The sequence below is a fragment of the Staphylococcus arlettae genome (assembly GCF_002902345.1).
GTDB classification, from domain to species: Bacteria; Bacillota; Bacilli; order Staphylococcales; family Staphylococcaceae; genus Staphylococcus; species Staphylococcus arlettae.
Genome location: NZ_PPQB01000010.1, coordinates 212152 through 238008 on the forward strand (window position 1 = coordinate 212152; position 25857 = coordinate 238008).

At 29.7% G+C, this 25857-nt stretch carries 37 protein-coding genes and 1 other RNA gene; 26 read left to right on the forward strand and 12 right to left on the reverse strand.

The features are described from left to right. Window positions 1–3: 3 nt before the first annotated feature. The 3 genes from smpB (at window position 4) to CD036_RS04735 (ending at window position 1832) form a co-directional block, all read left to right on the forward strand. Window positions 4–468, forward strand: coding sequence for an SsrA-binding protein SmpB (gene smpB / locus CD036_RS04720; protein ID WP_021459122.1), 465 nt, complete (start codon window positions 4–6; stop codon window positions 466–468). A gap of 101 nt (window positions 469–569) precedes the next feature. Further along, window positions 570–930: a transfer-messenger RNA gene (gene ssrA / locus CD036_RS04725) on the forward strand. Between the two features lie 686 nt (window positions 931–1616). Next, entirely contained in the window at window positions 1617–1832 is a 216-nt protein-coding gene (locus CD036_RS04735; RefSeq protein ID WP_021459120.1) for a hypothetical protein, read from the forward strand. Between the two features lie 98 nt (window positions 1833–1930). Here the strand turns inward: CD036_RS04735 and CD036_RS04740 are convergent, their stop codons facing one another. Beyond that, window positions 1931–2284, reverse strand: a complete 354-nt coding sequence (locus tag CD036_RS04740; protein WP_103388076.1) for a DUF3969 family protein — start codon at window positions 2282–2284, stop codon at window positions 1931–1933. A 166-nt stretch (window positions 2285–2450) separates the two neighbouring features. Further along, window positions 2451–2765 carry a hypothetical protein gene (locus CD036_RS04745; protein ID WP_103388077.1) on the reverse strand — a complete coding sequence of 105 codons (315 nt, stop codon included), beginning with the start codon at window positions 2763–2765 and terminating at the stop codon, window positions 2451–2453. Window positions 2766–3164: 399 nt separating this feature from the next. Here CD036_RS04745 and CD036_RS04750 point away from each other — a divergent pair, with 399 nt between their 5' ends. Then, entirely contained in the window at window positions 3165–3596 is a 432-nt protein-coding gene (locus tag CD036_RS04750) for a GNAT family N-acetyltransferase (RefSeq protein ID WP_103388078.1), read from the forward strand. Window positions 3597–3691: 95 nt separating this feature from the next. Here the strand turns inward: CD036_RS04750 and CD036_RS04755 are convergent, their stop codons facing one another. Beyond that, window positions 3692–4372, reverse strand: coding sequence for an HAD family hydrolase (locus CD036_RS04755; protein ID WP_103388079.1), 681 nt, complete (start codon window positions 4370–4372; stop codon window positions 3692–3694). A 96-nt stretch (window positions 4373–4468) separates the two neighbouring features. Here CD036_RS04755 and CD036_RS04760 point away from each other — a divergent pair, with 96 nt between their 5' ends. The 3 genes from CD036_RS04760 (at window position 4469) to CD036_RS13015 (ending at window position 5669) form a co-directional block, all read left to right on the forward strand. After that, window positions 4469–4939 carry a GNAT family N-acetyltransferase gene (locus CD036_RS04760; protein WP_103388080.1) on the forward strand — a complete coding sequence of 157 codons (471 nt, stop codon included), beginning with the start codon at window positions 4469–4471 and terminating at the stop codon, window positions 4937–4939. 26 nt (window positions 4940–4965) lie between these two features. Next, a complete protein-coding gene (fosB, locus tag CD036_RS04765; protein WP_103388081.1) occupies window positions 4966–5388 on the forward strand; it encodes a FosB/FosD family fosfomycin resistance bacillithiol transferase in 423 nt (140 codons plus the stop codon). A 107-nt stretch (window positions 5389–5495) separates the two neighbouring features. Next, window positions 5496–5669, forward strand: coding sequence for a VraH family peptide resistance protein (locus CD036_RS13015; protein WP_142385141.1), 174 nt, complete (start codon window positions 5496–5498; stop codon window positions 5667–5669). A gap of 410 nt (window positions 5670–6079) precedes the next feature. Here CD036_RS13015 and CD036_RS04775 read toward each other — a convergent pair whose 3' ends face one another. Continuing rightward, window positions 6080–6424 carry a hypothetical protein gene (locus tag CD036_RS04775; RefSeq protein WP_232192378.1) on the reverse strand — a complete coding sequence of 115 codons (345 nt, stop codon included), beginning with the start codon at window positions 6422–6424 and terminating at the stop codon, window positions 6080–6082. Between the two features lie 357 nt (window positions 6425–6781). On the opposite strand from CD036_RS04775, the gene CD036_RS04780 reads away from it, so the two are divergent. The 7 genes from CD036_RS04780 (at window position 6782) to CD036_RS04810 (ending at window position 10860) form a co-directional block, all read left to right on the forward strand. Next, entirely contained in the window at window positions 6782–7120 is a 339-nt protein-coding gene (locus CD036_RS04780; RefSeq protein WP_142671756.1) for a hypothetical protein, read from the forward strand. 36 nt (window positions 7121–7156) lie between these two features. After that, window positions 7157–7444 (forward strand): DUF3885 domain-containing protein, encoded by a 288-nt coding sequence (locus CD036_RS04785; RefSeq protein ID WP_103388084.1) that lies wholly within the window; start codon window positions 7157–7159, stop codon window positions 7442–7444. A gap of 208 nt (window positions 7445–7652) precedes the next feature. Further along, complete coding sequence (gene isaB / locus CD036_RS04790; protein ID WP_103388085.1) at window positions 7653–8138, forward strand: immunodominant staphylococcal antigen IsaB family protein; 486 nt, start codon at window positions 7653–7655, stop codon at window positions 8136–8138. 254 nt (window positions 8139–8392) lie between these two features. Beyond that, window positions 8393–8734 (forward strand): hypothetical protein, encoded by a 342-nt coding sequence (locus CD036_RS04795; RefSeq protein ID WP_103388086.1) that lies wholly within the window; start codon window positions 8393–8395, stop codon window positions 8732–8734. A 112-nt stretch (window positions 8735–8846) separates the two neighbouring features. Beyond that, window positions 8847–9296, forward strand: coding sequence for a GNAT family N-acetyltransferase (locus CD036_RS04800; RefSeq protein ID WP_103388087.1), 450 nt, complete (start codon window positions 8847–8849; stop codon window positions 9294–9296). Window positions 9297–9415: 119 nt separating this feature from the next. Beyond that, window positions 9416–9781, forward strand: coding sequence for a DoxX family protein (locus tag CD036_RS04805; protein ID WP_103388088.1), 366 nt, complete (start codon window positions 9416–9418; stop codon window positions 9779–9781). A gap of 353 nt (window positions 9782–10134) precedes the next feature. Beyond that, window positions 10135–10860, forward strand: coding sequence for a sulfite exporter TauE/SafE family protein (locus tag CD036_RS04810; protein WP_103388089.1), 726 nt, complete (start codon window positions 10135–10137; stop codon window positions 10858–10860). A gap of 172 nt (window positions 10861–11032) precedes the next feature. Here the strand turns inward: CD036_RS04810 and CD036_RS13390 are convergent, their stop codons facing one another. Then, a complete protein-coding gene (locus tag CD036_RS13390; protein WP_115291416.1) occupies window positions 11033–11149 on the reverse strand; it encodes a hypothetical protein in 117 nt (38 codons plus the stop codon). A gap of 495 nt (window positions 11150–11644) precedes the next feature. On the opposite strand from CD036_RS13390, the gene CD036_RS04815 reads away from it, so the two are divergent. The 4 genes from CD036_RS04815 (at window position 11645) to CD036_RS04830 (ending at window position 16237) form a co-directional block, all read left to right on the forward strand. After that, entirely contained in the window at window positions 11645–12643 is a 999-nt protein-coding gene (locus CD036_RS04815; RefSeq protein ID WP_172606424.1) for a DUF418 domain-containing protein, read from the forward strand. A 455-nt stretch (window positions 12644–13098) separates the two neighbouring features. Then, a complete protein-coding gene (desA, locus tag CD036_RS04820) occupies window positions 13099–14100 on the forward strand; it encodes a Delta(5) desaturase DesA (protein WP_103388091.1) in 1002 nt (333 codons plus the stop codon). A gap of 270 nt (window positions 14101–14370) precedes the next feature. Then, window positions 14371–15645, forward strand: a complete 1275-nt coding sequence (locus tag CD036_RS04825; protein ID WP_002510407.1) for a cation:dicarboxylate symporter family transporter — start codon at window positions 14371–14373, stop codon at window positions 15643–15645. A gap of 121 nt (window positions 15646–15766) precedes the next feature. After that, complete coding sequence (locus tag CD036_RS04830; protein ID WP_002510408.1) at window positions 15767–16237, forward strand: GNAT family N-acetyltransferase; 471 nt, start codon at window positions 15767–15769, stop codon at window positions 16235–16237. A gap of 291 nt (window positions 16238–16528) precedes the next feature. On the opposite strand, the gene CD036_RS13135 is transcribed toward CD036_RS04830, so the two are convergent. Beyond that, on the reverse strand, window positions 16529–16678 hold the full coding sequence (locus CD036_RS13135) for a hypothetical protein (protein WP_172606423.1): 150 nt from the start codon (window positions 16676–16678) through the stop codon (window positions 16529–16531). Between the two features lie 590 nt (window positions 16679–17268). Between CD036_RS13135 and CD036_RS04835 the strand changes: the two genes are divergently transcribed. The 4 genes from CD036_RS04835 (at window position 17269) to CD036_RS04850 (ending at window position 19917) form a co-directional block, all read left to right on the forward strand. Further along, complete coding sequence (locus CD036_RS04835; RefSeq protein WP_103388092.1) at window positions 17269–18081, forward strand: oxidoreductase; 813 nt, start codon at window positions 17269–17271, stop codon at window positions 18079–18081. Window positions 18082–18252: 171 nt separating this feature from the next. Further along, entirely contained in the window at window positions 18253–18453 is a 201-nt protein-coding gene (locus CD036_RS04840) for a cold-shock protein (protein ID WP_002510410.1), read from the forward strand. Between the two features lie 173 nt (window positions 18454–18626). Continuing rightward, window positions 18627–19058, forward strand: coding sequence for a VOC family protein (locus tag CD036_RS04845; RefSeq protein WP_002510411.1), 432 nt, complete (start codon window positions 18627–18629; stop codon window positions 19056–19058). Window positions 19059–19482: 424 nt separating this feature from the next. Continuing rightward, window positions 19483–19917, forward strand: coding sequence for a GNAT family N-acetyltransferase (locus CD036_RS04850; protein WP_103388093.1), 435 nt, complete (start codon window positions 19483–19485; stop codon window positions 19915–19917). A 174-nt stretch (window positions 19918–20091) separates the two neighbouring features. Here CD036_RS04850 and CD036_RS04855 read toward each other — a convergent pair whose 3' ends face one another. From CD036_RS04855 to CD036_RS04860, 3 genes are all read right to left on the reverse strand, one after another. After that, on the reverse strand, window positions 20092–21054 hold the full coding sequence (locus CD036_RS04855) for an arsenic resistance protein (RefSeq protein WP_002510413.1): 963 nt from the start codon (window positions 21052–21054) through the stop codon (window positions 20092–20094). A 127-nt stretch (window positions 21055–21181) separates the two neighbouring features. Further along, window positions 21182–21310 (reverse strand): hypothetical protein, encoded by a 129-nt coding sequence (locus CD036_RS13280; RefSeq protein WP_021459111.1) that lies wholly within the window; start codon window positions 21308–21310, stop codon window positions 21182–21184. 379 nt (window positions 21311–21689) lie between these two features. Then, window positions 21690–21938 carry a hypothetical protein gene (locus CD036_RS04860; protein WP_002510414.1) on the reverse strand — a complete coding sequence of 83 codons (249 nt, stop codon included), beginning with the start codon at window positions 21936–21938 and terminating at the stop codon, window positions 21690–21692. A gap of 180 nt (window positions 21939–22118) precedes the next feature. Between CD036_RS04860 and CD036_RS04865 the strand changes: the two genes are divergently transcribed. Continuing rightward, a complete protein-coding gene (locus tag CD036_RS04865; protein ID WP_002510415.1) occupies window positions 22119–22328 on the forward strand; it encodes a hypothetical protein in 210 nt (69 codons plus the stop codon). A 119-nt stretch (window positions 22329–22447) separates the two neighbouring features. On the opposite strand, the gene tsaT is transcribed toward CD036_RS04865, so the two are convergent. Then, a complete protein-coding gene (gene tsaT, locus CD036_RS04870) occupies window positions 22448–22630 on the reverse strand; it encodes a type II toxin-antitoxin system toxin TsaT (RefSeq protein WP_002510416.1) in 183 nt (60 codons plus the stop codon). A gap of 191 nt (window positions 22631–22821) precedes the next feature. Between tsaT and CD036_RS04875 the strand changes: the two genes are divergently transcribed. The 3 genes from CD036_RS04875 to CD036_RS04885 all read left to right on the forward strand — a co-directional run bounded on the left by CD036_RS04875 (window position 22822) and on the right by CD036_RS04885 (window position 24024). Continuing rightward, on the forward strand, window positions 22822–23319 hold the full coding sequence (locus CD036_RS04875; protein ID WP_103388094.1) for a hypothetical protein: 498 nt from the start codon (window positions 22822–22824) through the stop codon (window positions 23317–23319). 25 nt (window positions 23320–23344) lie between these two features. Further along, window positions 23345–23551: a TM2 domain-containing protein gene (locus tag CD036_RS04880; protein ID WP_002510418.1), complete on the forward strand. Its 207-nt coding sequence runs from the start codon at window positions 23345–23347 to the stop codon at window positions 23549–23551. Window positions 23552–23814: 263 nt separating this feature from the next. Continuing rightward, entirely contained in the window at window positions 23815–24024 is a 210-nt protein-coding gene (locus CD036_RS04885; protein ID WP_002510419.1) for a YozE family protein, read from the forward strand. Window positions 24025–24029: 5 nt separating this feature from the next. Here the strand turns inward: CD036_RS04885 and CD036_RS04890 are convergent, their stop codons facing one another. Both CD036_RS04890 and CD036_RS04895 read right to left on the reverse strand, forming a co-directional pair. Further along, window positions 24030–24266, reverse strand: a complete 237-nt coding sequence (locus CD036_RS04890) for a hypothetical protein (protein ID WP_021459109.1) — start codon at window positions 24264–24266, stop codon at window positions 24030–24032. 207 nt (window positions 24267–24473) lie between these two features. Beyond that, window positions 24474–25769, reverse strand: coding sequence for a CitMHS family transporter (locus CD036_RS04895; protein WP_103388095.1), 1296 nt, complete (start codon window positions 25767–25769; stop codon window positions 24474–24476). Window positions 25770–25857 lie beyond the last annotated feature (88 nt).

Genomic DNA, 25857 nt, shown 5'->3' on the forward strand with positions numbered 1-25857 from the left:
TCAATGCCAAAGAAAAAATCACCAGGTACATTAGCAGAAAATCGTAAAGCCAGACATGATTATAATATCGAAGATACGATTGAAGCGGGCATTGTGTTACAAGGAACAGAGATCAAATCCATTCGTCGTGGTAGTGCCAACTTAAAAGATAGCTATGCACAAGTAAAAGGTGGAGAAATCTATCTGCAAAATATGCATATTGCGCCTTATGAAGAAGGCAATCGCTTTAACCATGATCCACGACGTTCACGCAAATTACTATTACACAAACGTGAAATTATTAAATTGGGTGAACGTACGCGTGAGATTGGATATTCTATTGTTCCATTAAAACTTTATTTAAAACACGGTAACTGTAAAGTCTTGTTAGGTATTGCACGTGGTAAGAAAAAATATGATAAACGTCAAGCATTAAAAGAAAAAGCAGTGAAACGTGACGTAGATAGAGCAATGAAAGCCCGTTATTAAGCTAATCTATTGCTAAAGTAAGCAATTTTTGTTAGTATTAAATGTACTTTCTGTAAAACATAAGGTATCAGTGAGATGCAGGAAGTACATTCATTCATCGAGGGGACGTTTATGGATTCGACAGGGGTCCCCAGAGCTCATTAAGCGTGTCGGAGGGTTGTCTCCGCAACAACACACACAGTTTATAATAACTGGCAAAGAAAACAATAATTTCGCAGTAGCTGCCTAATCGCACTCTGCATCGCCTAACAGTGTCGCCTATGCACTGTTAACGCGATTCAACCTTAGTAGGCTACGCTAAACACTGCCGTTTGAAGTCTGTTTAGAAGAGATCTAATCAAACTAGCGTAATGTTGGTTGTCTATTACCTCTCATTACGCGAAATTGACTAATAGACTACACACGTAGAAAGATGTGTATCAGGACCTTTGGACGCGGGTTCAACTCCCGCCGTCTCCACTATATAGCTCTCAACCATAAAGGTTGAGAGCTTTTTTGATTTTAAATAAGGAAAGCAATGACAAATAATAGATTTTCTAAAAATAGTTAAGGTGGAAACTTCACAAATATCTAGTTTAGGGAAAGAGTTTTAGGGATGAGATAATTTAAAGCTAACGGCAGTAACAAGCCATTTAAGACGATTGATAAGTTACAGGAAGTACATCATCATAAGTGTTTAGAGCGTAATAAGCAGCATGAAAAAGAGAACGAAGTCACATTTCAAAACTTTGTAGTAGAAGTTAAAAAATCATTAAATAACGAACGTGAGGAGCTAATTGTATAATTGGAAATTTAAACAATGTGGATTTTCCTATATTAGAACGTTATATGCGCAATTATATGGTATGTCTTACTCTATCGTCTTAAAATTAGGTAACAGGTATTATCACAATATAACTATTAGTCACAGCTAAAAGTATGACTTAACAATCGAATTGAATTGAAAGTTATTCGGTAGTGTTTATGTACAAATGAGGTTTAGTAAGTTCGCACAGGTGTATTATAAAAATGGTGACAACCATTACAACGTGGAAAATAACTCACTTTAATAAGTGGAGTGTTTTTCGTTCTGTGAGAGCGTCTTTGTTGCGTTGAGAAGTGGTTAATTGGATAATCGTAACTATAATGTTTACATGGGGTGAGTGTAATTGAAGGAAATTTTTGTTTTTATAATAGAAATGAATGACGGTAATATTTTTCGTGAGTATGTAGAAAATGTTTGGAAAATAGATGAAAGTATAGCTTTAAAACGTTTTGAAAAAGCGATTAAAAAACATCATTACTTTTATTTAAAAGAAAGTGATAGATATATTAAGGTTAGTAATATAAGCACAATAAAAATAGAAATTATAAGGAATTCTTAGGATAATGTATTTAATTTATCAAAGGAAGATGTGTTTAAGTGATTTCAGCTCTTAGCATTTTATATTCGAAGTTGCTTGAGTAGGCTAAATTAATAGTACTATTCCGGTGAAATTTCTTTCTTTATAATAAATTCAGTCAACTTCTCTTCTGTAAATTCAACATTTTTATATTCTAGCAATAATTTTTCGGTTTGTTTGATTAGTCGATCCGTTTCTTTTTCGACAGAAATATTAAAAGCTTCGAAATCTTCTAATTCTGTACCTTCATGTACTAAATCGATGATATCTTGTCGAACATTGTATTTTTTTAGCTCTCCCATAATATACGGGCTGAAAAACATGCGTTCAGCATTTTCTATACTTATTAACCCTAGATTTACTTGCTTAAATAATCCATATATCGTTATGAGTGAAAATTTTTCAATTTCTAATTTGTTTTCAAAAGCGATCATTAAAATTAACTCCAACCTTTTTTAGTTTTTACATCAAATACATAGCCAGATTTACTTTGAAAGTAATGAACAGAAACCTTTTTCCCTTTTACATAACCATTTTTGTATACTTTAACCCATCTACCAGATTCGATTTTCCACAAATCTTTGAGCAACGGTTTATTGTTTACAGTGGAATGTTTTGTTCCATTTGAACTGGTTTAAATCCTGCTGGGTATTTTGGAGCATATTTTATACTTTTATACGCCTTCATTCCATGTTTAATAATGAACCTAACTATCGCATTTCGATTTTCATAGTGTTGTGTCGATTTTACAGGAACATAATCTGGTAAATTATCCTGTTCAGCTTGATTTATACTTTCGTCTAAAGTTCCAATCGAATCAACATCTTCATATTCATTTCCGAGCACTGAAATGAGGGAAGAAATAAATGTAATTAATAGTATTAAGACTAAAAAAGATATAAATTTATTTTTCAATTTATAGTAATACCTCCTAATATATAATTGTTTATATATTAGCGTGGTAATAAATCAAAATTGAAGTCTAATATGGAATAAGGTAAAAAATAATAACTTAAGAAGTAAAAAAGCGTTTGTTCTAGCCTTGATACTACTAAAATAACCACACATGTTACTGTGTGGCTGTTTTAGTAGTATATATACAAATGGAGTATTATATTTATGAGAAAACAAATTGAAAGACTGTATAAGTAAATATTGACGCAATAGCAATCGTTATATAAGATGTGCTTTAATATAAGCGTTACATAAATAGAAAACCTATTGGTATATTGCAGCTTCAAACAGACACAGACATAGAGTTAAATAAAATTTAAAAAATAGTCGTAAATAATAAATTAAGACTAGGGGAAAAATATGAATCTTTCAAAAATAGCACTTCAGGAAAAAGATTATCAAAAAGCATTAGAAATATGGGAAAGCTCTGTTACTGCAACCCATGATTTTTTAAAAGAAAAAGATAGATTGGAATTTAAATCTGAAATTCCAAAGTATTTTAAACGTGTCGAAGTCTATTTATGGTTTGAAAATGATGAACCAATTGGTATTTCAAGTACAAACGAACAAAACTTAGATATGTTATTTATAGATCCTAAATATTTTAAAAAAGGATACGGTACAAAAATACTTCAATATCATATTCAAGAAAATAAAGTTCAATACGTCGATGTCTATAAAGATAATCATAACGCAGTAAATATTTATATCAAAAATGGATTTAAAAAATATAAAGAATCACAAACCGACGAACATGGTAAAGACTATCCTATATTACACCTTAAATTATAAATTATTACATGATGATACTAATATAAAACCCACCTAAATGAATAGTTGGGTTTTATGTGAAAATTGCATGAATTTTAAAACTGCAAGTAATTCTCCTAAAACATATTCTTCTTAGAATTTTGATTTAGTATAATATCAGTTAGTTCATACAAATTTTTAATTTGATTTGTTTCGTTATGTAGTTCATTTTCATTATTCAATCGATAAATACTATGCATTCCAGCTAATCTAGATGCCTCGTAATCATTTTTAAAACTATCACCAACAAATAGACATTCACTTAAGTCTACCTCCAATTTCTTAGCCGCTCTTTCAAAAATAAGAGGATTAGGCTTTTTTATGTTTTCTTTGTCAGAAACTAAAATCACATCCATGTATTGTTCAATGTATAATGCTTTAATATTATTGAGTTGAAAAGGATATTTACCATTCGTGATTATGCCTAATTTGTAACCATTTGATACCAGCCAGTCTAATGTAGCCTTTAGATTTGAATAGGGCAAACAATGATTACAAAAATTATTTATATAATCATTTAGTAAATCATCAGCACTTATATGAATAATATTAAATACATCAATTAATTGTTTATAAACTCTATCTTTCCATACATAACCATTTTGATCTAATTCTATAAATTTACTTTTGAAAGTTTCTTTTTCAATATGATTTAAGTAATTTTTGAATTTGTCATATTGATAATCAATAAATTTAATTAACGAAGATTGTCTGTCTAAAATTGTTCCATCTAAATCAAATAAAATTGCTTTTATCATAATATACCTCTTAAATAATTATTATTTGAATATTCAATCAATTAGAAATAATGATATCATATAATAAGCATTTTTGAGGTGAGGGGGATATAAAATATGTGTGTTTATTTAAAACAGATGAATAAAAAAGTTTTCGAATCGTTTTATGAAGAAAGTATTGTTGACTATGCGAATGAACATGTGAAGAGTGGTGATTGGGAGGCAGAGGGTTCTACAGAAAGAGCAAGGTCAGAGTTTGAAAATTTATTGCCTGAGGGATTAGATACAAGTAATCAATATTTACTGTCTGCTATTTATAATAATGTTGAAATAGGTTATGTATGGTTACATATCTATGATGGTAAAGACCAAAAGAAATGTTTTATTTATGATATTAACATTAAAGATGCATACCGAGGACAAGGTTTAGGTACAAAAACGATGCGCTCCATAGAAGAATATTGCAAAGATACAGATGTAGAAACTATTGGATTGCATGTGTTTGGACATAATAAACGAGCTGTAGCTTTATATAATAAGATGGGATTCGAAACTACAAATTATCGTATGGAGAAAAAATTAAAGTGATAATGTATTAGGAAGTGAATTTTACAATGATTCAATCTATAAACCACGTTACTTATTCAGTAACAGACATTAAGCAATCTATTGCTTTCTATAAAGATATTTTAAAAGCTAATATTTTAGTTGAGAGTGACAAAACTGCGTATTTTACGTTAGGTGGTCTATGGCTAGCATTAAATGAAGAAAAGGATATACCTAGAAATGAAATTCAATATTCATATACACATATGGCCTTTACAATTGACGAGAGTGAATTTGATGAATGGTATCAATGGTTAAAAGAGAACAATGTGAATATACTAGAAGGTCGTACGAGAGATGTAAAAGAAAAGAAATCAATATATTTCACTGATCCAGATGGCCACAGGTTAGAACTACACACTGGTACATTAGAAGATAGGATAGACTACTATAAAGAAGAAAAGCCACATATGAAATTTTACAAAAAATAAAATCGCTTTATGTAATGTCTAATCAATGGGGTTTTTATGATGTCAGATTTTATGATAATGTAAGTATATAAAAATAAAATTGACCAAAACATAAGAGGACGATTGTTATGAGTATAAAAGAAATGTGGCATTATTTATTAAATAAAAAGTGGGAATCTAATGATATTTGGTTGTTAATTTTATATGTGCTAATTGCAAGTTGTTTTGTAACACCTTTGTTAGGTATACCAATTGGTATAATTGCATTCTTAATACTAAATGAAAATGTCTTTAAAAAATAATAGGTCAATATTGTGCAGTGAAATAGATAAGCAATACCAATTTAGAAAGGTAAGTGTTTATATATGGCTAAGTATTTTACTACTAAAAAAATAGCTTTATACTTGTTTGCTATATTAATAATTTTACGCCCAATAGTGATTAATATCTTTGATTTGGATAGGTCACTTACGGTTCAAATTACAATTGATAGTATATTTATAATCATTGGTCTCATAATTCTTTTTTTAAATTATTATTTCCATAAAAGAGGAAACAACAACTAATACAAATGAATTTAAAATTGCACATAGTAAAGCAAACATTGAAGGTGTAATTAATGTTTTAAATGTTAATACTTAAATATAAAATATTTTATGCAAACTAAAATAAAAGAGCAATGAATTTTAAGATTCATTGCTCTTTTTATTTATTAATGGTCTAGAAATTTAATAGTTAGTTTATTATTTGGATCCTTTTCAATAACTTTTTGGGCAATTGATTTGAGATCCTGCTTATTAATAATATCGAAGTCTGGTTCGTCTATAATTTTTAAAAACTCAACTAAAAGGTTGTAATCTTCAAAATTAGAAAGTTCTAATGATTGCCAATAATGATAATATGCTAAATCATAAGCATGATCTATATAATTAAAGTGGAAATGATAAATACTGGCAACCATTTCATGGCATTCAATAGTATTAACTTGGTTAGCAAGCGTTGATAAATAAAGTGCTATTTTTTCATCAGAAATATCATTTGACATAAAATATATCAAAACTTCATCAATATCATTATTTTCTAATATATTTTGAAGTTCACTTGGTTATAAATTTATTAATATATTAATGCTTTTCATAAGGCTCACTCAACCTTTCGATATATATTTGAGAAAAAGATGACTTGTACAATTAAGTATAGAACGTAATTTTCAAAAGGAAAGTGACTCTTTTATCTATGTAATTAAAAAGTAAAGAAAAACTATAAATTAGTATAATACAGCGATTGCTTTTGTTAATGAATTATTAAATAATATTAACAAGTAGAATAAGTAAATGTGAGAAACTTGCAACATTCAAGGGTTCAATATCTAAATGGATATTTCAAAGAGCTATTGCAAGTCATGGGTGAATTGATGGAAATTAAAGTAGCTTTAGATAAAACGGAGGAAAAAATGATTCAATTACCTATTTATAAAAAGGAGTTTTTTCGAGATAAGTTAACATTTGATGTAGATCTTACTGAAGGGCTTTATCAATTTGTAGAGAGAGCTGAACATATTAGCGTCGATTATTTTTCAGAATATAATCCTTTGTATTTTGAAACAGTAAATAGAAATGCTATTGATATATTTAATTATTTGTTTTCAAATTATAAAAAATTAATCTTCGTTACAGCCATTATGTCTTTTGACAACATACCAAAAGAGCGAACTAATTTTATGTCGAAATACATTAGAAATCATCATAAATGAAAGTATCGTTTACATAGACAAGCATTTAAAAATGATATGAGTATTGATGAGGATTTTGTAAATTGTGAATATTATGTTGTAGAGATAGATAAAAAAGATTTACGTCACCAATATTTAATTCAAAGTATCGCTAATCTTGATTTTCCGGGGAGAACACCAAATATCAATAAAAGGTGGAAATGGCTAGATTTTTTTATTATAAGTGAAGACCAGAATATTACATTTTTCATGCACGATGATACAGGTATAGGTGTTCAATTTAAAAATAAACAGGATTATGAAAATTTTAAAAATAAATTCGGTTATTTAAAATATGAAGTATGATAGAAAACTAAGTTACTTTTGGCAATTGATAGTTTTTAGTTTAATAGTCATTAGACAGTTGAATAGGTAAGAAAAGATATAGTTAAGACAAGCACATCAGTGTTTGTCTTTTTTAATACACCTTGAATTTAGTTGACTTATTGCAATATAGATGTAACATTACAATTGAGTCGAGTATGATTCAAAATTCATACAGGGAGTGTTTAATATGAATAATGTGTCAAAGGTTTTGTTATCGTGCGGCCTCGTATTTAGTACAGCTATAGGTGCAGCAGCCATTTATTCACATCAACCACATGCCCAAGCAGCAGAAACGCCTCATTATAACTTTACTGGTTATACGTCTGCTAACAGTGAATTTATTTTGGATGAAGATTTTATTAACGCAATTAAACATGACAATTTAACTATGAATGGTTACAGCATCACTAAAGGAACTACAGATACAGTACAATTGGTAGATATTTACGATCAACAATTCCGTGAAAGAGGAGAAAATAACGCGGATTTTGTTCTTTTTGAGTTAGATGGTAAAACAGTGTCACAAAATGATTTATTAGAAGTATATGGTCCATCTGATGTTTATGAAACACCAGATGGGAATATGTATGAACGTGATTATAATGGAACATTGATTCAATTTTACGAAAATGATGGATATATAACTAAAGTAAAAATCCAGGCATATGAATAATTCAGGAATTCTAAATAGCTCATTAAAATTTAACTAGGGTAGGCACGACAGTGCTTACCTTAGTTTTTTGTTGGGGATAATATTAAGATTCAATGGTAGTTATGGTTGAAAATAATTGTTATATATTGATAAAAAACCAAATAATTTTATATTGTTCAAAATACAATTTTAATGATAGGCTATTGGTAACAACGTTGTACGCATTATAGTTATTAATGAGGTTTTAAGTTCAGTGATACAGAAAGGGGATAACTATGAAAAAAGTAAAATTAGTGGTAGGAACAAGTATTATAGCAGGAGCATTATTATTTAGTAATAATGTGGCTGATGGGTCACTTAATAAAGAAAAATTAACAGACGCTGCAGTTAAGACAGTTATTGAAAATACCAGTTATAAAGAAGGTGGCATAAATCATACTGAGAAAATAACAGATAAAGGTGATTTTTATGAGATTCCAGTTTACCAAACTAATGGTGTTGGTGGATTAAAAATTATAAAAATTAATAAAGAAAATGGTGCTATTCAATATGGAGATAATGATCTTAAAGATTTTGAATCAGCAGGTTCGTTAAATCTAGATAACTATGAAGATTAAAGGTGTTATGAGATTGATAAGGTAGAGGATTAAGTGTTAACTCTATTATTGTATGAGATAAATTTAATGAAACACCCTTAAACTTTGACATATTAAAAAGGGGTAGATTTGTGTGTTTGAAAAATTGAAATCTATAGATGATGCGCCATTTAATCTTTTATTATTAGCCGATCCATCTATGGATATGGTTTTAGAAAAGCTCAATAAAGGAGAATGTTTTCTTTATAAAGTGGAATCAGAAGTTATAGGTTGTTATGTATTGAATAGAGTTACAAGGAATAGAGTTGAACTTGTTAATATCGCTGTTAGTGAGAAAAACCAAGGATGTGGAATGGGTAAACAATTAATATTACATGCTTTCGACTATACTAAAGAAAGTGGTTATAGTGAAATTGTGGTTGGTACAGGCAATTCTAGTATTGGACAAATCGCTTTTTATCAAAAAGCAGGGTTTAGAATGCTTGAGATAAATAAAGGTTTTTTTGAAAGACATTACAAGGAAAAAATTTATGAGAATGGAATTTTATGTAGAGATATGATTATGTTTTTGAAACAATTGTGAACGGATTTTAAGTTGTTAAATATAATACTGTTCGGGTTAGTAAACCAAATTGGTTTGATTAACTGGTGTGAGTCATCGTGTTACAATGAACTAAAAGTAATGTGAAGGGTGTTTTTAGAATGAAAATGGTATTTCGGTTGTTATATTCTTTGCTACTTATAATTGCAGGCATAGGGCACTTTACTAAAAAAGACGGCTTTGTAAGAACGGTTCTAGATATTTTGCCAGCTAAATCTTTTATCGTACAATTTACTGGAGTTCTCGAAGTTTTATTTAGTGTATTCTTGTGGATTAAAAAAGGTCAGGCAGTCACAAGTAAATTGTTAGCTACATTTATGATTGCGGTATTTCCTGCAAACGTCAATATGGCTATTAAAGAAATTCCATTTCAACCAGGTGCAAGTCCTAATAAAATAATTTTATGGTTAAGATTACCATTACAAATCCCATTAATAGTAGGTGCACTTAAATTAGGTAGAAAGTAAATTTCTACAAAATGCATAGACTATTAGCACATTAATAATGCGAGTAACTACTGGTATTTACCACTCTTAAATAGTGAATTAATGATTGAATGCGATGGTTAATTAAAAATAGACGGTTTGAAAAAACAACTACAGCTCTCAACTTTTATAGTTGAGAGCTGTTTATTTATGATTAGAGATAAATTGCATTCCTGAAAAATGTAACTGGTCGCAACATTATAGATGAAGGTACAAAATTAAAAGAATAATATAAACTTTCCATATATAACAGATAGTTAGTGTGTCAGAATCATAAGAAGAATTGTATTAATTATTTTATAGTATGTTTGATAATTGTCGGGGGCGGTGAAAGAATGGACATTTATATATTAGTAATAATTTCAATTTTGTTTGGAGCCCTTGTTAGAACTGTATTTGGTTTTGGTGAAGCACTGGTAACGATGCCCATTCTTGCTTTATTGGGAATAGATTTAAAGTTGGCTATAGCTTTAGTTGGTATTATCGGGGTCCTAGTAGCTATGCCAAAATTTATAACCAATTATAAAGTAGTCAATTGGAATATTGTTAAAAGATTACTTATTGGATCTATAATAGGGACACCACTTGGTATAGTGTTAATTCTATTTATCGACGAAAATATTGTTTTAAATATCCTCGGAAGTTTACTCGTGCTCTATGGCGCTATTAATATACTCGGTATACAGTTAATGACTAAATATAATATAAAGGATATGTTTGATTATGTAGCTGGTTTATTTTCAGGAGTGTTAGGGGCAGCATACAATAGTCATGGTGTACCGATAGTAGTATATGGGACTTTGAAAAAGTGGGATATAGTGAAATTAAAACAGATTTCACAGGTTCACTTTTTTATTGTAGGTCTAGTAGTTATTACCAATCATGCTGTAACTGGATTTTGGACTATGGAAATGTTTTATATCATAATTGTAACGTTGCCATTTCTAATAATTATAATAAAACTTGGTGATGTTATTGCTGAAAAAATAGAACAGCAAATTTTAATCAAATATGTATATTTGTTGTTAATCATTTTTGGCATTTTAATGATCGTTAAATAAATTGATACTGATTGAGTATTGAGTTGTAACTCTGAGATACATATTTAATAATACAGTTTGTTGTACATATTAGTGGATAGGATTACAAAACGCTTGTGTCAGTAATCTAATGTTATTAAAAATAGTTGGAAATAAATGTATTATAAATTAGTGCTATGGCGCTAAAGTTATTTTAAATTACTTGGTTTTTCATCAATACTTTAGTGTTATTTCTAATTAATTCATCTTGCTTCATGTTAAAAACCTCACTTGTTTTTGTTGATGTAGTTAGAATTGATTGAAGCAACATTATGTAGAAAATTTAACGCATTATTGTCGTATCGTTTGTGTAACTATAATATTTATTATATATTAGCATTTCAGACAAAAATTCTATCTATTTTCGGGGTAAGTATTACAGGTGCTTGCCCTTGTTTCAGATACAATTTAATGTTGACTTAAATATAATTCATTTTAAATATAAAATTATAGATTAAAATAATTAAAAATGATGTAAAATTAGTGTTTTTGTTTTACTATTCTGAATTTTATGATATTATACAGTTATATTTAGTTGATACATAGCAACTAAATAGACAATAATTTTATTTTTGTGCAGGCGCCATTCTTATATTAAGGGTGGCGTTTTTGTGTTGAGTTTTATATGTTGCTAAGAATTTTAATATATAACTTTGAGCAGCATAATATGTGACAATTTTGTTCGTATTTATTTGTGAGTAATGGTGCTAAACTTTCAATATTAAATAATGAAAGGACAACGATTATGAAGCAGAGGATTTACGAATTGGATTATTTAAGAGGATTTGCTTTATTAGGCATTCTGTTAGTGAATATTGAGGTCTTATTGCATCTCAATATTCATTATGATGCTAATGAAGTACTGTATAGAAATTTTTTGAACTTTATGATAGAAGATAAATTTTTTACAATTTTTTCTTTTTTATTTGGTATTGGTTTTTATATTTTTATGACTAATGCTGTTAATAAAGGTTACAATGCATACTTACGCTTTGTTTTACGCTTAGTTTTTTTAGCAATTGCTGGAATGTTACATCAATTGTTACAGCCGGGTGAAGCATTATCGGTATATGCTGTTTTTGGAATAATATTGATACCATTTTTTAAATTTAATAAGTACTTTAATTTGTTATGTGGTGTCATTTTGTTGTTGGTTATTTTATATTTAAATTCTAAACTACTGTTACCATTACCTTACTTTATATTAGGTGTAGCTGCTAGCCAATTTAAACTTTTAGACAAGATGAAGCAACACCAAGGAACATTAATGATATCTTCCTTGGTTATATTCATGCTGGCGCTATGTGCGTTCTATATACTGTATCATTATAATACAGTGCCAACTTACAAATTATTACCAGATATTTCGAGTAATATTATAGCGCAATATACAGAGAGACGTGAATTGTTTGATTGGTTAGTATTAGCAACCAGTCCCATAATTTCACTGTGTTACGTTAGTTTATTTGTATTATGTATTCAAACTTCAATTGGTAAATGGATGTTGAAACCACTACAATATTATGGTCAAATGGCGTTGACTAATTATATTGGTCAATCAGTTACCATAATAAGCATTGCACAGTTAGTGGAATTACAGCATATTGAATTATGGTTTACAGGTATTATCTGTATAGCTGTTTATATGTTGCAATTAATCATAAGTTGGCTGTGGTTAAAATATTTTAATTATGGACCATTAGAATATTTATGGAAAATCGTTACATACCAACAGTTTTTTCCATTATTGAAAAAAGCAGAATAACTTATTGAGAATTACTGTTGTTATGTGTAATATATTGTTAATTCAATAAACAACAATGACTATATAATTTCTATACAAAGCAAGATTGCAAAAATCGTTGAGAGACGAATTGCTATCTTGCTTTGTTAAGTTGATGAGCAAGTATTACATTATGCATTACGTCAAGGTTATATTTGAAATTTAATTTATACATAATAAAGTATTTAAATAAAAAGACAAAATATGTTCAAATTTCACTAAATCGAGAGAGTGTAATTTTGTAATAATTTGGTTTTTTATAACTTTTGTGTTCCAATGAGAGATAGAATTTAATGTGTGGCAAATTAGTATTATAAAGAATTTGAGAGGCAGTTAATGAAGGCTGTCATTAATTCCAATAACAATAGATGTAGCATTAAATTTTGAGCTTGATGGTGGTTAAATAGAAAATAATTTAAACAAAAGGGTATGATTAATTGGAAAAACCAAATATTAAAACGTTAAGGAAATTTGTTAGACCGTTTGAAAAAGCAGATGATAAGCGTAGCACGGTACAAATAATTAATACGATTGTACCGTTATTCATTTTAGTAGTATTAAGTATAGTCAGTTATAAGTATCATTGGACGATATCACTAGTGTTAAGTACTATAGCTTCAGGATTTTTAGTTAGAACTTTCATTATTTTTCATGACTGTTGTCATGGATCATTTTTTAAGAAGAAAAAGTATAATGAAGTATTGGGAAATATTACGGGATTTTTAACATTTTTTTCGTATCGCAAATGGCGTAGAGAACATCTAATTCATCACGCAGGAAGCGGGAATATTGATAAACGCGGTATTGGAGACATTTGGGTTATGACAGTTGATGAATATCAAGTGGCGACTAAGGGTGAACGTTTGAAGTATCGTATGTATAGAAATCCGATAGTAATGTTTATTTTAGGTCCTATATTTTTAGTGTTAGTGTCTAATCGTTGTAATGCTAAGGATAGTAGACAAAAAGAACGTTACAATACTTGGTTAAATAATATTGCTTTAGTATTAGTTTATGGTAGCTTGTTGTATTTTATGGGTGTAAGTATGTTCTTTGTAGTATTTGGACCTATCGTCTTTTTTGCTGCAATGGCTGGTATATGGTTATTTTATATTCAGCATACATTCGAAGATTCATACTTTGAAGAAAGTTCAGAATGGGATTTTGTCAAAGCAGCAATAGAAGGAAGCTCATATTTTAAATTGCCACTTTTACTGCAGTGGATTACAGGAAATATAGGTTATCATCATGTTCATCATTTAAGTCCTAAAATACCGAATTATCAGCTGGCAAAAACACATAACAATGTCACTTTATTGCACAATGTAACTACTATTTCATTTAAAAAAAGTTTTGAGTCTTTGAAATATAAATTATACGATGAACAAAGAAAGTGCTTCATAACTTTTAAAACTTTTAAATTACGATATGGCTATTAAAACAAGGTTATGTTATAACCTTGTTTTTTCAAATTAAATAAGGATATTATCATTTTTATTAGTATAAATATGTAAAAAAATCAATAGATATTTTTAACAGACACTAAAATGTCAAAATTTAACATAGTTGTAATCAATTCAGAATTGCCAAAAATGTATTTATTATGATAAATTTAATTGATGTTAAAAACTGAGGGATGTATATTTATTGCATCTTTTGGTTTTTTCATTTTGTTTGTTATTTGTAAGCAAGAAAAAGGGGGTTAAATAGTGCGACTATTTAAGAAAATAAGTTTACCAATGCAAATAGTTATTGCTTTGGTACTTGGGGTTATTCTTGGCAGTATATTACATGGAAATAAGGACGTAATTAATTACATACAACCTATCGGAGATGTATTTATAAATTTAATTAAAATGATCGTTGTGCCGATTGTATTTTGTTCATTAGCATTATCTATTTCTAATGTTGGTGATACAAAAACGATTGGACGTTATGGTGGAAAGACTTTACTATATTTTGTTATTATGACAAGTTTTGCTATATTTATGGGACTTGTGTTTGGTAATTTATTTAAACCTGGTACAGGACTAAATCCAGATTTGTTACCTAAAGGTGATATTTCTAAATATGAAGAAACTGCGAAAGGTGCAGAAGAAACTACATATGGAAACCATCTAATCGATACAATTGTAAACATTATACCTACGAATATTTTTGATGCGCTTGCAACAGGAGAGTTATTACCTATAATTTTCTTCTCAGTATTCTTTGGTCTTGCTTTAGCTGCAATTGGCGAAAAAGCAGCTCCTGTAAAAGACTTTTTAGGCGGCGTATTAGAGGCAGTATTCTGGATGATTGGTAAAGTATTATTATTAGCGCCATTAGCTGTATTTGCATTTATTACAACAACAATCATTACATTTGGCTTATCAGCGCTAATTCCTTTATTCAAATTATGCCTAACTGTAGTAGTAGCTATGTTCTTCTTTATATTTGTAGTATTAGGCATTGTGTCTAGAATTTGTGGTGTTAAAATCACACAAATTATTAAATTATTGAAAAATGATTTAATGTTAGCATTTTCAACTGCAAGTTCTGAAGCTGTACTACCTACAGTTATGAGAAAAATGGAACGTTTCGGTGTGCCAAGAGATATCGCATCATTTGTATTGCCTACAGGTTATTCCTTTAACCTAGATGGTGCTGCTATGTATCAATCAATTGCAGCTCTATTCGTAGCGCAATTATACGGTGTAGATTTAAGCATACCAGAACAAATTATTTTAATGGTTACGTTAATGTTAACTTCAAAAGGTATGGCAGGTGTGCCTGGAGCTTCAATCGTTGTATTATTAACAACATTGGGTTCAGTAGGATTAAATCCTCAAGGCCTTGCACTAATTATTGGCGTAGACCGTATTTTAGAAATGTTACGTACTTGTGTAAATGTATTAGGTAACTCTGTAGCGTCTATCTATATTGCTAAGACTGAAGGCGTTTACGATAAAAAAGAAGGTCAAGAATATTTGAAAACGATTTAATTTAAGCTGTGAAAAAGACGACGAAAATGTCGTCTTTTTTTTGTGTTAAACAGTTGATAATTGCTACTTTTTATAGTAAATTTATGTGCTGATATTTCTTTAAAAAAGGAGCAATTTAAAAATGGAGATGAGAATCGCAAATAAAAATGATATAGAAACAATTATTGAATTAAGAAAAGCTCAATTATTAGATCAAGGTATGTTACCAACGGTCAATATTGATGATAATATGAAACAATATTTCGAAGAAGTGTTTGAGAAGGAACATATATATCAAATATTTTTAATAGATAATGGAGAAATTGTATCTACAGGCGCTGTGGTTATTCAACAAATTCCACCAGCATATGATAATTACACTGGTCAAGAAGGTTATATAACAAATGTATATACGAAACAAGCATATAGAGGTTTAGGACTAGGAAAGCAAGTTATCGACCAATTAATAAAGCAATGTAAGATGTTAGATGTTAACGTAGTGAACTTAAAAGCATCAAGTGATGGTGCGCATTTATATTCAAAAATTGGCTTTTTCAACAATCCTACGTCTATGACGCTAGAATTAGCTGAAGATGATCAACAAGCAAATTAAACGTAATAAATAACAAAGCATGTATCCGTAAATCAACAGTGCAGTTACGAATACATGCTTTTTCTCTTTTTTATATTTAATGTTATTCATGTAATGGTTTGATATAGAACAATAGGTGGTATGTGATTAACAACACCTATAGAGTAATAATAATAATTTATGATTCAATTTGCAGCGCCACTTAACTGTGGCTTTTTTATGTTGTTAGACCTATTATGGTACGAACAAAAACTGGTGTAACACTTTCGTACAACGAGTTACACCAGTTAAAATGATACGTGATTTATTAGACTAAAATTGATCATCTGAGCGATCTTCATCTGCCTCTTCGTGATCTACTCCTTCAAATTCGTCAAATTCTGTTGATGGATTAGCAACTAAAAAGCGAAATCCTAAAAAACTTAATGTTGAGACAATACCAATTAATACGTACTTTTTCATAATTTTCCACCTTTGTTTTTAACAATAACTTATACAAAAGCTTTTAGCTCTATATCAATGTGAGGTTTTATTAATATATAAGACAATTTAGTAATGACTTGTTATAGAGTGTTATTTACAATATAACTTTTGGATAATTTATTATTTTATAATTTGTATTATACATTTGAGCTAGATATCGAACAATTATTTTAATGATTTATGTAAGCGATATAAATATGTATCGTAAGTACTATTATTCCACTGTGAAAGTAACATAAACATAATTCAGAATAATTCTCTATAAAAAACAGCTATTTTTATTAATAATTAAAATAGTAATTGTATTGTACCGTATATTTATTGATGTTGCTAGTGGATTTTGTAATTTTGTATTGCTGTAATGATCTTTACAATACTGTAATAAAGGAAGCTTAAAAAATAGTGGCACAAAGAATATAACTTGGGTGAGTTATAACATAATATTAAAATTATTTTACAGTAGGGTTATAATGCGACTGAATTATATGCAAATGCTATAATGCATCCATGAAAGATTTATTATTAAGTTATTAAAATGGGATGTAACAACTATAAAGGATGATTATAAAATGAAAGTAGTATTAATAACTGGTGCAAGTAGTGGTATAGGATTTGAAACTGCCAAATTACTTGCGCAAAAGGGGTATAAAGTTTATGGTGCTGCGCGTCGTGTCGAAGCGATGAAAGTATTAGAAAAATTCGGCGTCACACCAATTAAATTAGATGTTACAAATAATGACTCGATACACAATACGATTGATACATTAATTGAAAAAGAACATCGTATAGATGTGTTAATTAATAACGCAGGGTATGGTTCGTTTGGAGCAATTGAAGATGTAGAGGAAGAGGAAGCAAAAAGACAATTTGAAGTGAATCTATTTGCTGTTGCTAAGCTGATTAAATTAGTACTACCATATATGCGCCAACAACGTTACGGAAAGATTATCAATATTTCTTCAATGTCCGGAAAGATTCCAGCTTATTTAGGTGGTTGGTATAGTGCTACAAAGTATGCTTTAGAAGGATTTAGTGGTAGTTTACGGTTAGAAGTTTCTGATTTTGGAATAGACGTTGTACTTATAGAACCAGGTTCTGTTAAAACAGATTGGGCAATCATCTCTGCAGATAATTTAGAGCGTTCAGCACGTGGTGGCGCTTATGAAGTGACTGCGACAAAAATTGCTCAAGGTTTACGAAAACGATATGAGAAAGATATGATGTCTGATCCGGCAGTTATTGCAAAGTATATAGTGAAGTCAATTGAAAGTAAAAAAAGCAAAGCGCATTATCTAGTTGGATTTGCAGCAAAACCATTAGTTTTTTTACATGCTGTTTTACCAACTAAAATATTTGATGTGTTATTGAAAAAATTTAGTTAATTTTTCGAAAAGGTAAACAGTTGTTTGACATGTCCTACAAATACTGTATACTAAAGATAAGTAATTCGAGTTCGTTATATATGTATGTAGTTTTATTCGTAAGAATTTTACTCCTATGTGTTATTGAACGATTACAAATATTTTGTGCAAAAGCACAAGGAGGTATTTTTTATGAATAAAGGTACAGTAAAATGGTTTAACGCAGAAAAAGGATTTGGCTTCATCGAAAGAGAAGATGGTAACGATGTATTCGTACATTTCTCAGCTATTTCTGAAGAAGGTTACAAATCATTAGAAGAAGGACAAGCAGTAGAATTCGAAATCGTTAATGGCGACAGAGGCGACCAAGCTGCTAACGTTATTAAATTATAATTTAATAGCTTTTAAAACACTTATCTCCGGATAAGTGTTTTTTTGTGTTATGAGCTGGGTAAGTTATTTAACAGGATGACCATAAAACAAGAAAATTACATCATCCTTAATAGCAACATATTATGTATTTAAGTTGATAAAAATTTAATTCTATAGCTCTGGAGGATATTAATATGAGTTCATTAATACCGTATTTAACATTTGATAACACTAAAGAAGCCTTAGCATATTACGAAGCAGTTTTTGGTGCTACAGATATCCAACGTCTACCTGTAGATGCTAATCAAGCGAGCAATTTTGGTCTTGCAGAAACAGAAGCAGAAAATGCAACTATGCATGCTGAATTTAAAATTGCTGGTACTACTGTCTTAGCTTCAGATGCGTTTGGAGGGAATTCAAAGATTAATGATAGTATTGCTTTATTAATTGATTATGATCTTAATAATGAAGCGGATACGAGAGAAGTAGAAGCCTTATATGAACGTGTAAGTCAACATGAATCTATTGAGGTAGCCATGCCATTAGCAGAACAATTTTGGGGTGGTAAAATGGCTGTTTTTACTGACAAATACAATGTGAAATGGATGTTACATGGTCAACACTAATGCTACATTTGTATGTTGAATATGAAAAATATAATAAATAGTACATTTTAAATTTAAGTTAATAACAGAATAGAACAATCCTCGCAAAATAAAATTGCGAGGATTGTTCTACTCTGTTATTAGTCATTTTCTAAGTGAAACAGCATTGATTGAAGATTTAATCCGATTATTAGATAAATATGAGGGCACACGCTCAAATGATGCAATATGGTCAAAATTTACCATTCAAATTACGCACTTATTTGCTGCATATAATCTTAGCCAACGTAATTACAGCAAGACAAAGATAATGTCATTGTACAGTTGGGATAGACTAGTGATAATAATGAACAAGATTTTGCTAAAACAATGAAATCAAACATGGAAAACTGCTAAACTTATATTAAGTTACCGCATGTTAAATTAACGAGATAGGGGAATAATGATGGAATTGCATGTAAAATCATATGAGATGTTATCAAAAGATGAACTATTTAATATTATATGTGAACGAATTAATGTTTTTGTAGTCGAACAACAATGCAGTTATCAAGAAGTAGATAGTATTGATAAACAAGCACTACATGTTTTTTATAAAAATGGGGAAACAATTGTTGCATATACACGAATATATAAACAAGATGACGCTGTACATTTTGGCCGTGTTTTGGTAAACCAACAATATCGAGGACAAGATATTGGTCGACAAATCGTCAGCCAAACAATCAATGAAATTAATATAAGGTATCCACAAGAAATAATTAAAATAGCGGGGCAAACTTATTTGAAAGCATTTTATACTTCGTTTGGTTTTCAAATCGTTTCAGAAGAATATTTAGAAGATGGTATACCACACTACGATATGGAATTAAAGCTATAATATGGCGTGGTTATTATGTCAATTATAACTAATACTGCGCTGTGCTATCTTAGTAAGTGACAAAGGTATACAACATTAACAAAGCATGTTTTCAATGCAAATTTTAAATGACATAAGCGTGGTATATAACATTAAAGCTATATGCCACGCTTATTTTAATGATCTATAATGACGTTAGTTAATCACTTTAGGGAACACTCGAATATAAACTAATTCGCCAATAAGTTCAATTATCGTCTGGGTAATGATAACCGTTGAGGTAATGAGCGCTATTTCACTCGGTAATGCTAAGGCAAGCGGTAATACTACAAGTGAATTTCGGGTACTCGTACTAAATGTCAAAGTACGTTGTTCAATAATAGATAAGCCAAAAAGCTTTCCAGTCAATAGTGCTAAAATAGGTGCGCATAATAAAAAACAGACGTAAATCGGAATTACTGTGAATACTATTTCTGCGGAAGCTAAAACTTTATTGATTTGAGAGCTGATAACTGCAATTAAAACCAATGACATCATAGGTACTGGAAGCCATGATGTTAGTTGTTGCGTACGAAGTATTAACGGTTGCCACTTACTAAAATATTGTAATAATATCGCTAAGCATAACGGTACCACTATGATGACTACGAAAGATGTGACAAAAGGTTCAAATACGATTAGCTCTTGCAAGGGGTAATCTAACATCAGTGTTAAGTATATAGGCAGTAATAACATTTGAACAATTAATAATATCGGCGTTGCTATAGTTATGAGTGAAGCATCTCCCTTACCAAGATGAGTAAATACAATGACATAATCAATACAAGGTGTAAGCAATACTAAATAAATACCTAGCTCTAGTGGTTTAGTTTCTATTTGAAATAGCTGGATTAAGATGAAAACTAGAATTGGAATTGCTACAAAATTAGTAAGTAGTAACACGCCAATGAATTTTGTATGGTTTAACGCTTGCTTTAATTTTGTAAAAGGAATTTGTGTAAACATAGAAAACATTAAAATGGCGAGCAATAACGTAATCCATGACTCCAATAGCTGGCCAATTTCGACAGAGCTTAAACCTAAAATAATTGCGATAATAATAGAAATAAAATAAATATAAATTTGGTTGTTTTCTAGTGAATCTTTAATGTGGTGCATAACTTTTCTGCTCCTCAATTTACTTAAATTAATCGTATCATACAAAGAAGTGCATAGCACAATTAATGTGCTATGCGCTTAAACCGTTCCAAAGTAAATATAGATTGATTAGGAGGCTAAAATAGTTCTATTTTTTGGCTTCAATATTGACTTTATTTTCGATTTTCCCTTCATTTTGTTCGTTTACATTTAACAACAGTGCGCGTACTACGATGAGACCAGTGACAATTAGTAGAATATGTTTTAAATATTTCATTGTTTTCACGTCCCTAATATAGTTATAACTGGATTTTATTCGTTAGTTAACTGTACCCGTTTCACTCAAGTTAAATGTCAAAGAAATAAAAAAGGTGAAGTAAGCAATTTAAGCTTACTTCACCAATGTTAATACTTAGATTAATTATGCAAATGCATCTACAATAGCTTTCACAACTTGGATAACACCATTAACAATTTCTGCCCAATTCATTTGTACAACCTCCTTTGTGTAACAATGTACTTATAGTATATGTGGAAGTTATACATTTTTGTGTTGCAGTCCCTATATTATAAAAAACAATGCTTAATTGTACGAAATTTAAAATTAGACAACAGTTAGGATGCGTAATTGAATGATGCACAACTTATTATTGGTATTATGCATCATTAATGGTGATCGTACGTTGTGCCAAATCATATGAGATATGTAATTCTGTACTATTATTTTCGAGTGTTATTTGTTGAATCTCGTTATTTTCTGTTGTGAAATGCAATTGATTTAATATACCAAATGCATACTCATTTATAGGGCTAACAATAGATAAAGAAGTTTTATCTTCTTGAATCATAAAGTGCTTGTTACTATTATTGATCACTTGCCATAAAGGATAATTTTGTAAATACATTTAGGTACAACCTTTCATTTTTTAGTGAATTATCATCAGTATAAAACATAATAATATAGAAGTGTGTAGTGTAAAAGTGCTAGTGACTGAAAAGTAGATATTTAGAACATGGTAGGTATTAAAATATTCAAAAAGGGAATAACACTATTAAACTATAGATTGCATTGAAAGGATGAAATCATGAATTTGGTAATCATATTTGTTTTAAGTTTGGTGTTTGCCATTTTGGCTACGTTACCATTTTTATTTGTTAATACACAGTTATATGAACATAAAAATCAATCTTCAGCTGATAGAAAAACAGAAAAGCGAAGTGCGGTTAAACGTTTTTGTTATCATTTTATATTAGCATTTATAATGTTAGTAATTTATCACTTTCTTACTGATTAATAGTTCTATTTACACTAGTACTTACAATATCGCTAAAACGTTATATTGATTGTGTAAAGACACTTACTGACTAAGTTGTTGTTAGTGTCTTTACATTGTTATAGTTACTTACTAATGCTTTAAAATATAGTTAAAACAACACTGACTAAGATGCCTGCAATCCCTAAAAAGATTAGCATGACAGTTAAACCTAATAATGATTCTTGATATGCTTTCTTTTTTTTATAAAGAAATAAAGAAAGAATGCCGGATAATAAAAATATACAAGATAACCAAAATACTATTGCGAAATGTAAATTCAAGAGTGTCACCCCCCTTAATTTTCCTTAAACTTTAAATAATTGTTAATTATAAGAATGATGATAATTGTATTATATTGATTTTAGCATTTATTTAGTAAGAGCAATAGATATTTTTACGATTAACTCTTGTCTACGTTTTAATTTACTAATAAAGGTGAATAATATAAGAAGCGGTGAATGGGGGAATGTCTATGCATAATACAATATCTGCCATCGAACATGATATTGAGCAGCTTGAATCACCAAATTCTAATATATCTGATGAGGCGTTACAAGACATAGAACGACGTATTGTAGACCAAAAAACAAAAATTAGAGAATCACTGTCACCTAGCAAATCACGTGAAGCGGAGCGTTTGAATGAAATTGCAGGTAAAGTAAACAGCAATATTAGTAGTGCATTTGATAGATTTGATTCAGTAAAGCAATTAAAAGATTATTTGGAACCAATTTTTCAACGAGGAAAAATTGATACGACTTATGGTCGTGCGTTAGTATTGATTGAAGAAACTAAATTGATTGAATATGTAAAAGATTATTTTAATAAACCCGAAGATGATTATGAACTATGTCACTATATTGTATCTAAAGCAATAGAGTTGAGTGACAAGATTATGACAGATCAATATACGGCACTTTTAAAATTAGAATTACGCTTTTTTGAGCAAAAGTTTGCTGGATTAAAATAATCTTTAAAAAGGAGGAAACGAAATAATGAATGAAGTTAACAAAGTGATTTATATTGTTTTAGCCTTATTTTTAGGCGGTTTTGGTGTTCATAAATTTTATGCTCGTAAAACGGGTATGGGGCTATTATATCTTGTGTTTTGTTGGACAGGGATTCCTCAAATTATAGCAATTATTGGCGGCATTTTAGCAATTTTCAAACCTGCTGACCAGCATGGCAATATTTTAGTATAAATTAAATATTATAAATAAAAAAGATGGCAAACTTAGGAATTTTAAAAGTTTGTCATCTTTTTTATTTACAAAAAGTTAAAAAAATTATAAAAATTTAACATTTGTTGTTAAACATTGACATAGCTTGAATTCCAAGCTATATAGACGTTGTATAAATCAAAGTGACGTGTAGACAAAACTTTGAAATTTGATATGATTAAAAAAAAGGCATTACACACATAATGAAAGCGCTATTAAAATATATAAAGTCGAGGTTGATGCTTATGACATTTTATGATTTTGTTATTAGTTTTATTGAAGATGATACACCATTAGGTAGTCTAGCCAATAATGTACGACGTGACAAAGACTTTCCTAAAAATGAAACGTGCCATGCGACTTTACGTACTTACTTCCATAATCACTACATTGATCATGAGATGTTAGAGTCTGCAAACAGAGCATTAAGTTTATATCGCTTAAATTATAAGTGATTATTCTAACTTGTGTAATACCAATTCTGTGTTTTTAATGCATCCAAAATATCTTTAGTTTTGAAATTAATTTCATTATTTCTAATTGAAAAAGGTTCAATAATATCTTGAGCCAACCACGTTTGTATTAGTTCATGTGGTAATCCATCCAATTGCATTTCGCTTTCACTTACAATAAAACATTCCCAATCAAGTGAAAGTTGTGAAGGATTAACATAATTACATCCATTAAGTTGATTCATTTCCAAACACTCCTTAATATTGTAAATCCGACGTTAAGTTTTACCCACAATGTAAGAGTATAAAACGAAATTTTGCTCAATTTGTTGAAATTATACAAGATAAATATGTGTGATAGTAGCCACAAATTATTGTTTATATGCATAAAAATATGACGTAATATCATGTCGATACTACGTCATATTTTTGTTTTTAAAAATCAAACGTTGTTACCAAGGTATAATTCCGAATAGACAAGCTATTAAAATCATGAAGAGGCTAGAGCCAATTGCCCACTTAATAACAATACGTTGGTTAGTTCCATATTCTATGTCTAACATACCAACTAGTAAATAACCAGCTGCATATAATGGACTTAAAACGTGTAATGGCTGACCTAAAACAGATGCTCTGGCCATTGCTACTTTTGAAATACCGAATTGTTCTGCTGATTCTGCAAGAATTGGCAAAATACCATAATAGAATGGATCATTAGCCATAAAGTAAGTAAATGGACCACTTAAAATTGCAGTTATCAATGCGAAATGATTACCCATTGCATCTGGAATAATATGTACTAAGGCAGTTGCCATTTCATCTACCATTTTAGTTCCATCCATGATACCTGTAAAAATACCAGAAGCAAATACTAAACTAATAACAGCTAATACGTCACCCGCGTGTTTTTTCACTACAGAATTTTGAATGCTTAAGTTAGGATAGTTAATTAAAATTGCAACACCAAACCAGACCATGAAAAGTGCTGGTATAGGTAGTAATTCCATTACTAAACAAACGATTAATGACACTGTTAAAAAGGCATTAGGTATAAGCATTTTAGGTCGTTTAAGTAAACTTTCTTCTTTAGTTTCTTCTTTTTTAACATCTTCTATATCTATATCAGTTGCAGAAGTAATATGTCTTTTTGATCGTTTACCTAAAATATAAGCTACTACAAAAGCAAAAAGAATACCCGCTGCCATAGCTGGCATAATAGGAATAAAGACGTCTTCAGTACTTAAATGTAATGCGGAAATTGCACGTGCAGTTGGACCACCCCAAGGTAACATGTTCATTACACCAATTGACAGTAACGCTAGCGTGGATAAAACATATAAACTCATGCCAATTTTTTTATAAAGTGGCATCATCGCTGTAACTGTAATGATGAATGTAGTTGTACCGTCACCATCTAATGCTACTAGTGAGGCTAGTATAACTGTACCAATTGCTATTTTGACTGGGTCTCCTTTAACTATTTTTATAATTTGATTGATGACCGGTTCGAATAATCCAGCGTCAATCATGACACCAAAGTATAAAATTGCAAATGTTAACATAATTCCTGTCGGTGCAACTGTTTCTATCCCCTCTAACATATATTTCCCTAAACCGGCGTAAAATCCACCGATTAAAGCGAAAACAGTTGGCACGATAATTAATGCTATTAATGCTGACATTTTTCTTGTCATTATTAATACCATAAAGACAATAATCATAATGAATCCTAATAATGCTAAATTCATAGTATTAAATTCCCCCCCCTTATTCAAATAATTATAGCGCTTTCAATTCATTAAAGACAATAAATACATAAATTTCATAATAAAATTT

What these genes read in the sequence shown, in the direction of transcription:
- smpB (WP_021459122.1), top strand. Translation starts at nt 4, where the DNA reads ATGCCAAAGAAAAAATCACCAGGTACATTAGCAGAAAATCGTAAAGCC.
- CD036_RS04740 (WP_103388076.1), bottom strand. Translation starts at nt 2,284, where the DNA reads ATGATCGCTTTTGAAAACAAATTAGAAATTGAAAAATTTTCACTCATA.
- CD036_RS04750 (WP_103388078.1), top strand. Translation starts at nt 3,165, where the DNA reads ATGAATCTTTCAAAAATAGCACTTCAGGAAAAAGATTATCAAAAAGCA.
- CD036_RS04755 (WP_103388079.1), bottom strand. Translation starts at nt 4,372, where the DNA reads ATGATAAAAGCAATTTTATTTGATTTAGATGGAACAATTTTAGACAGA.
- CD036_RS04760 (WP_103388080.1), top strand. Translation starts at nt 4,469, where the DNA reads ATGTGTGTTTATTTAAAACAGATGAATAAAAAAGTTTTCGAATCGTTT.
- fosB (WP_103388081.1), top strand. Translation starts at nt 4,966, where the DNA reads ATGATTCAATCTATAAACCACGTTACTTATTCAGTAACAGACATTAAG.
- CD036_RS13015 (WP_142385141.1), top strand. Translation starts at nt 5,496, where the DNA reads ATGAGTATAAAAGAAATGTGGCATTATTTATTAAATAAAAAGTGGGAA.
- CD036_RS04780 (WP_142671756.1), top strand. Translation starts at nt 6,782, where the DNA reads ATGGAAATTAAAGTAGCTTTAGATAAAACGGAGGAAAAAATGATTCAA.
- CD036_RS04785 (WP_103388084.1), top strand. Translation starts at nt 7,157, where the DNA reads ATGAGTATTGATGAGGATTTTGTAAATTGTGAATATTATGTTGTAGAG.
- isaB (WP_103388085.1), top strand. Translation starts at nt 7,653, where the DNA reads ATGAATAATGTGTCAAAGGTTTTGTTATCGTGCGGCCTCGTATTTAGT.
- CD036_RS04795 (WP_103388086.1), top strand. Translation starts at nt 8,393, where the DNA reads ATGAAAAAAGTAAAATTAGTGGTAGGAACAAGTATTATAGCAGGAGCA.
- CD036_RS04805 (WP_103388088.1), top strand. Translation starts at nt 9,416, where the DNA reads ATGAAAATGGTATTTCGGTTGTTATATTCTTTGCTACTTATAATTGCA.
- CD036_RS04810 (WP_103388089.1), top strand. Translation starts at nt 10,135, where the DNA reads ATGGACATTTATATATTAGTAATAATTTCAATTTTGTTTGGAGCCCTT.
- CD036_RS13390 (WP_115291416.1), bottom strand. Translation starts at nt 11,149, where the DNA reads ATGTTGCTTCAATCAATTCTAACTACATCAACAAAAACAAGTGAGGTT.
- CD036_RS04830 (WP_002510408.1), top strand. Translation starts at nt 15,767, where the DNA reads ATGGAGATGAGAATCGCAAATAAAAATGATATAGAAACAATTATTGAA.
- CD036_RS13135 (WP_172606423.1), bottom strand. Translation starts at nt 16,678, where the DNA reads ATGAAAAAGTACGTATTAATTGGTATTGTCTCAACATTAAGTTTTTTA.
- CD036_RS04835 (WP_103388092.1), top strand. Translation starts at nt 17,269, where the DNA reads ATGAAAGTAGTATTAATAACTGGTGCAAGTAGTGGTATAGGATTTGAA.
- CD036_RS04840 (WP_002510410.1), top strand. Translation starts at nt 18,253, where the DNA reads ATGAATAAAGGTACAGTAAAATGGTTTAACGCAGAAAAAGGATTTGGC.
- CD036_RS04845 (WP_002510411.1), top strand. Translation starts at nt 18,627, where the DNA reads ATGAGTTCATTAATACCGTATTTAACATTTGATAACACTAAAGAAGCC.
- CD036_RS04850 (WP_103388093.1), top strand. Translation starts at nt 19,483, where the DNA reads ATGGAATTGCATGTAAAATCATATGAGATGTTATCAAAAGATGAACTA.
- CD036_RS04855 (WP_002510413.1), bottom strand. Translation starts at nt 21,054, where the DNA reads ATGCACCACATTAAAGATTCACTAGAAAACAACCAAATTTATATTTAT.
- CD036_RS13280 (WP_021459111.1), bottom strand. Translation starts at nt 21,310, where the DNA reads ATGAAATATTTAAAACATATTCTACTAATTGTCACTGGTCTCATCGTA.
- CD036_RS04860 (WP_002510414.1), bottom strand. Translation starts at nt 21,938, where the DNA reads ATGTATTTACAAAATTATCCTTTATGGCAAGTGATCAATAATAGTAAC.
- CD036_RS04865 (WP_002510415.1), top strand. Translation starts at nt 22,119, where the DNA reads ATGAATTTGGTAATCATATTTGTTTTAAGTTTGGTGTTTGCCATTTTG.
- CD036_RS04875 (WP_103388094.1), top strand. Translation starts at nt 22,822, where the DNA reads ATGCATAATACAATATCTGCCATCGAACATGATATTGAGCAGCTTGAA.
- CD036_RS04880 (WP_002510418.1), top strand. Translation starts at nt 23,345, where the DNA reads ATGAATGAAGTTAACAAAGTGATTTATATTGTTTTAGCCTTATTTTTA.
- CD036_RS04885 (WP_002510419.1), top strand. Translation starts at nt 23,815, where the DNA reads ATGACATTTTATGATTTTGTTATTAGTTTTATTGAAGATGATACACCA.
- CD036_RS04890 (WP_021459109.1), bottom strand. Translation starts at nt 24,266, where the DNA reads ATGAATCAACTTAATGGATGTAATTATGTTAATCCTTCACAACTTTCA.
- CD036_RS04895 (WP_103388095.1), bottom strand. Translation starts at nt 25,769, where the DNA reads ATGAATTTAGCATTATTAGGATTCATTATGATTATTGTCTTTATGGTA.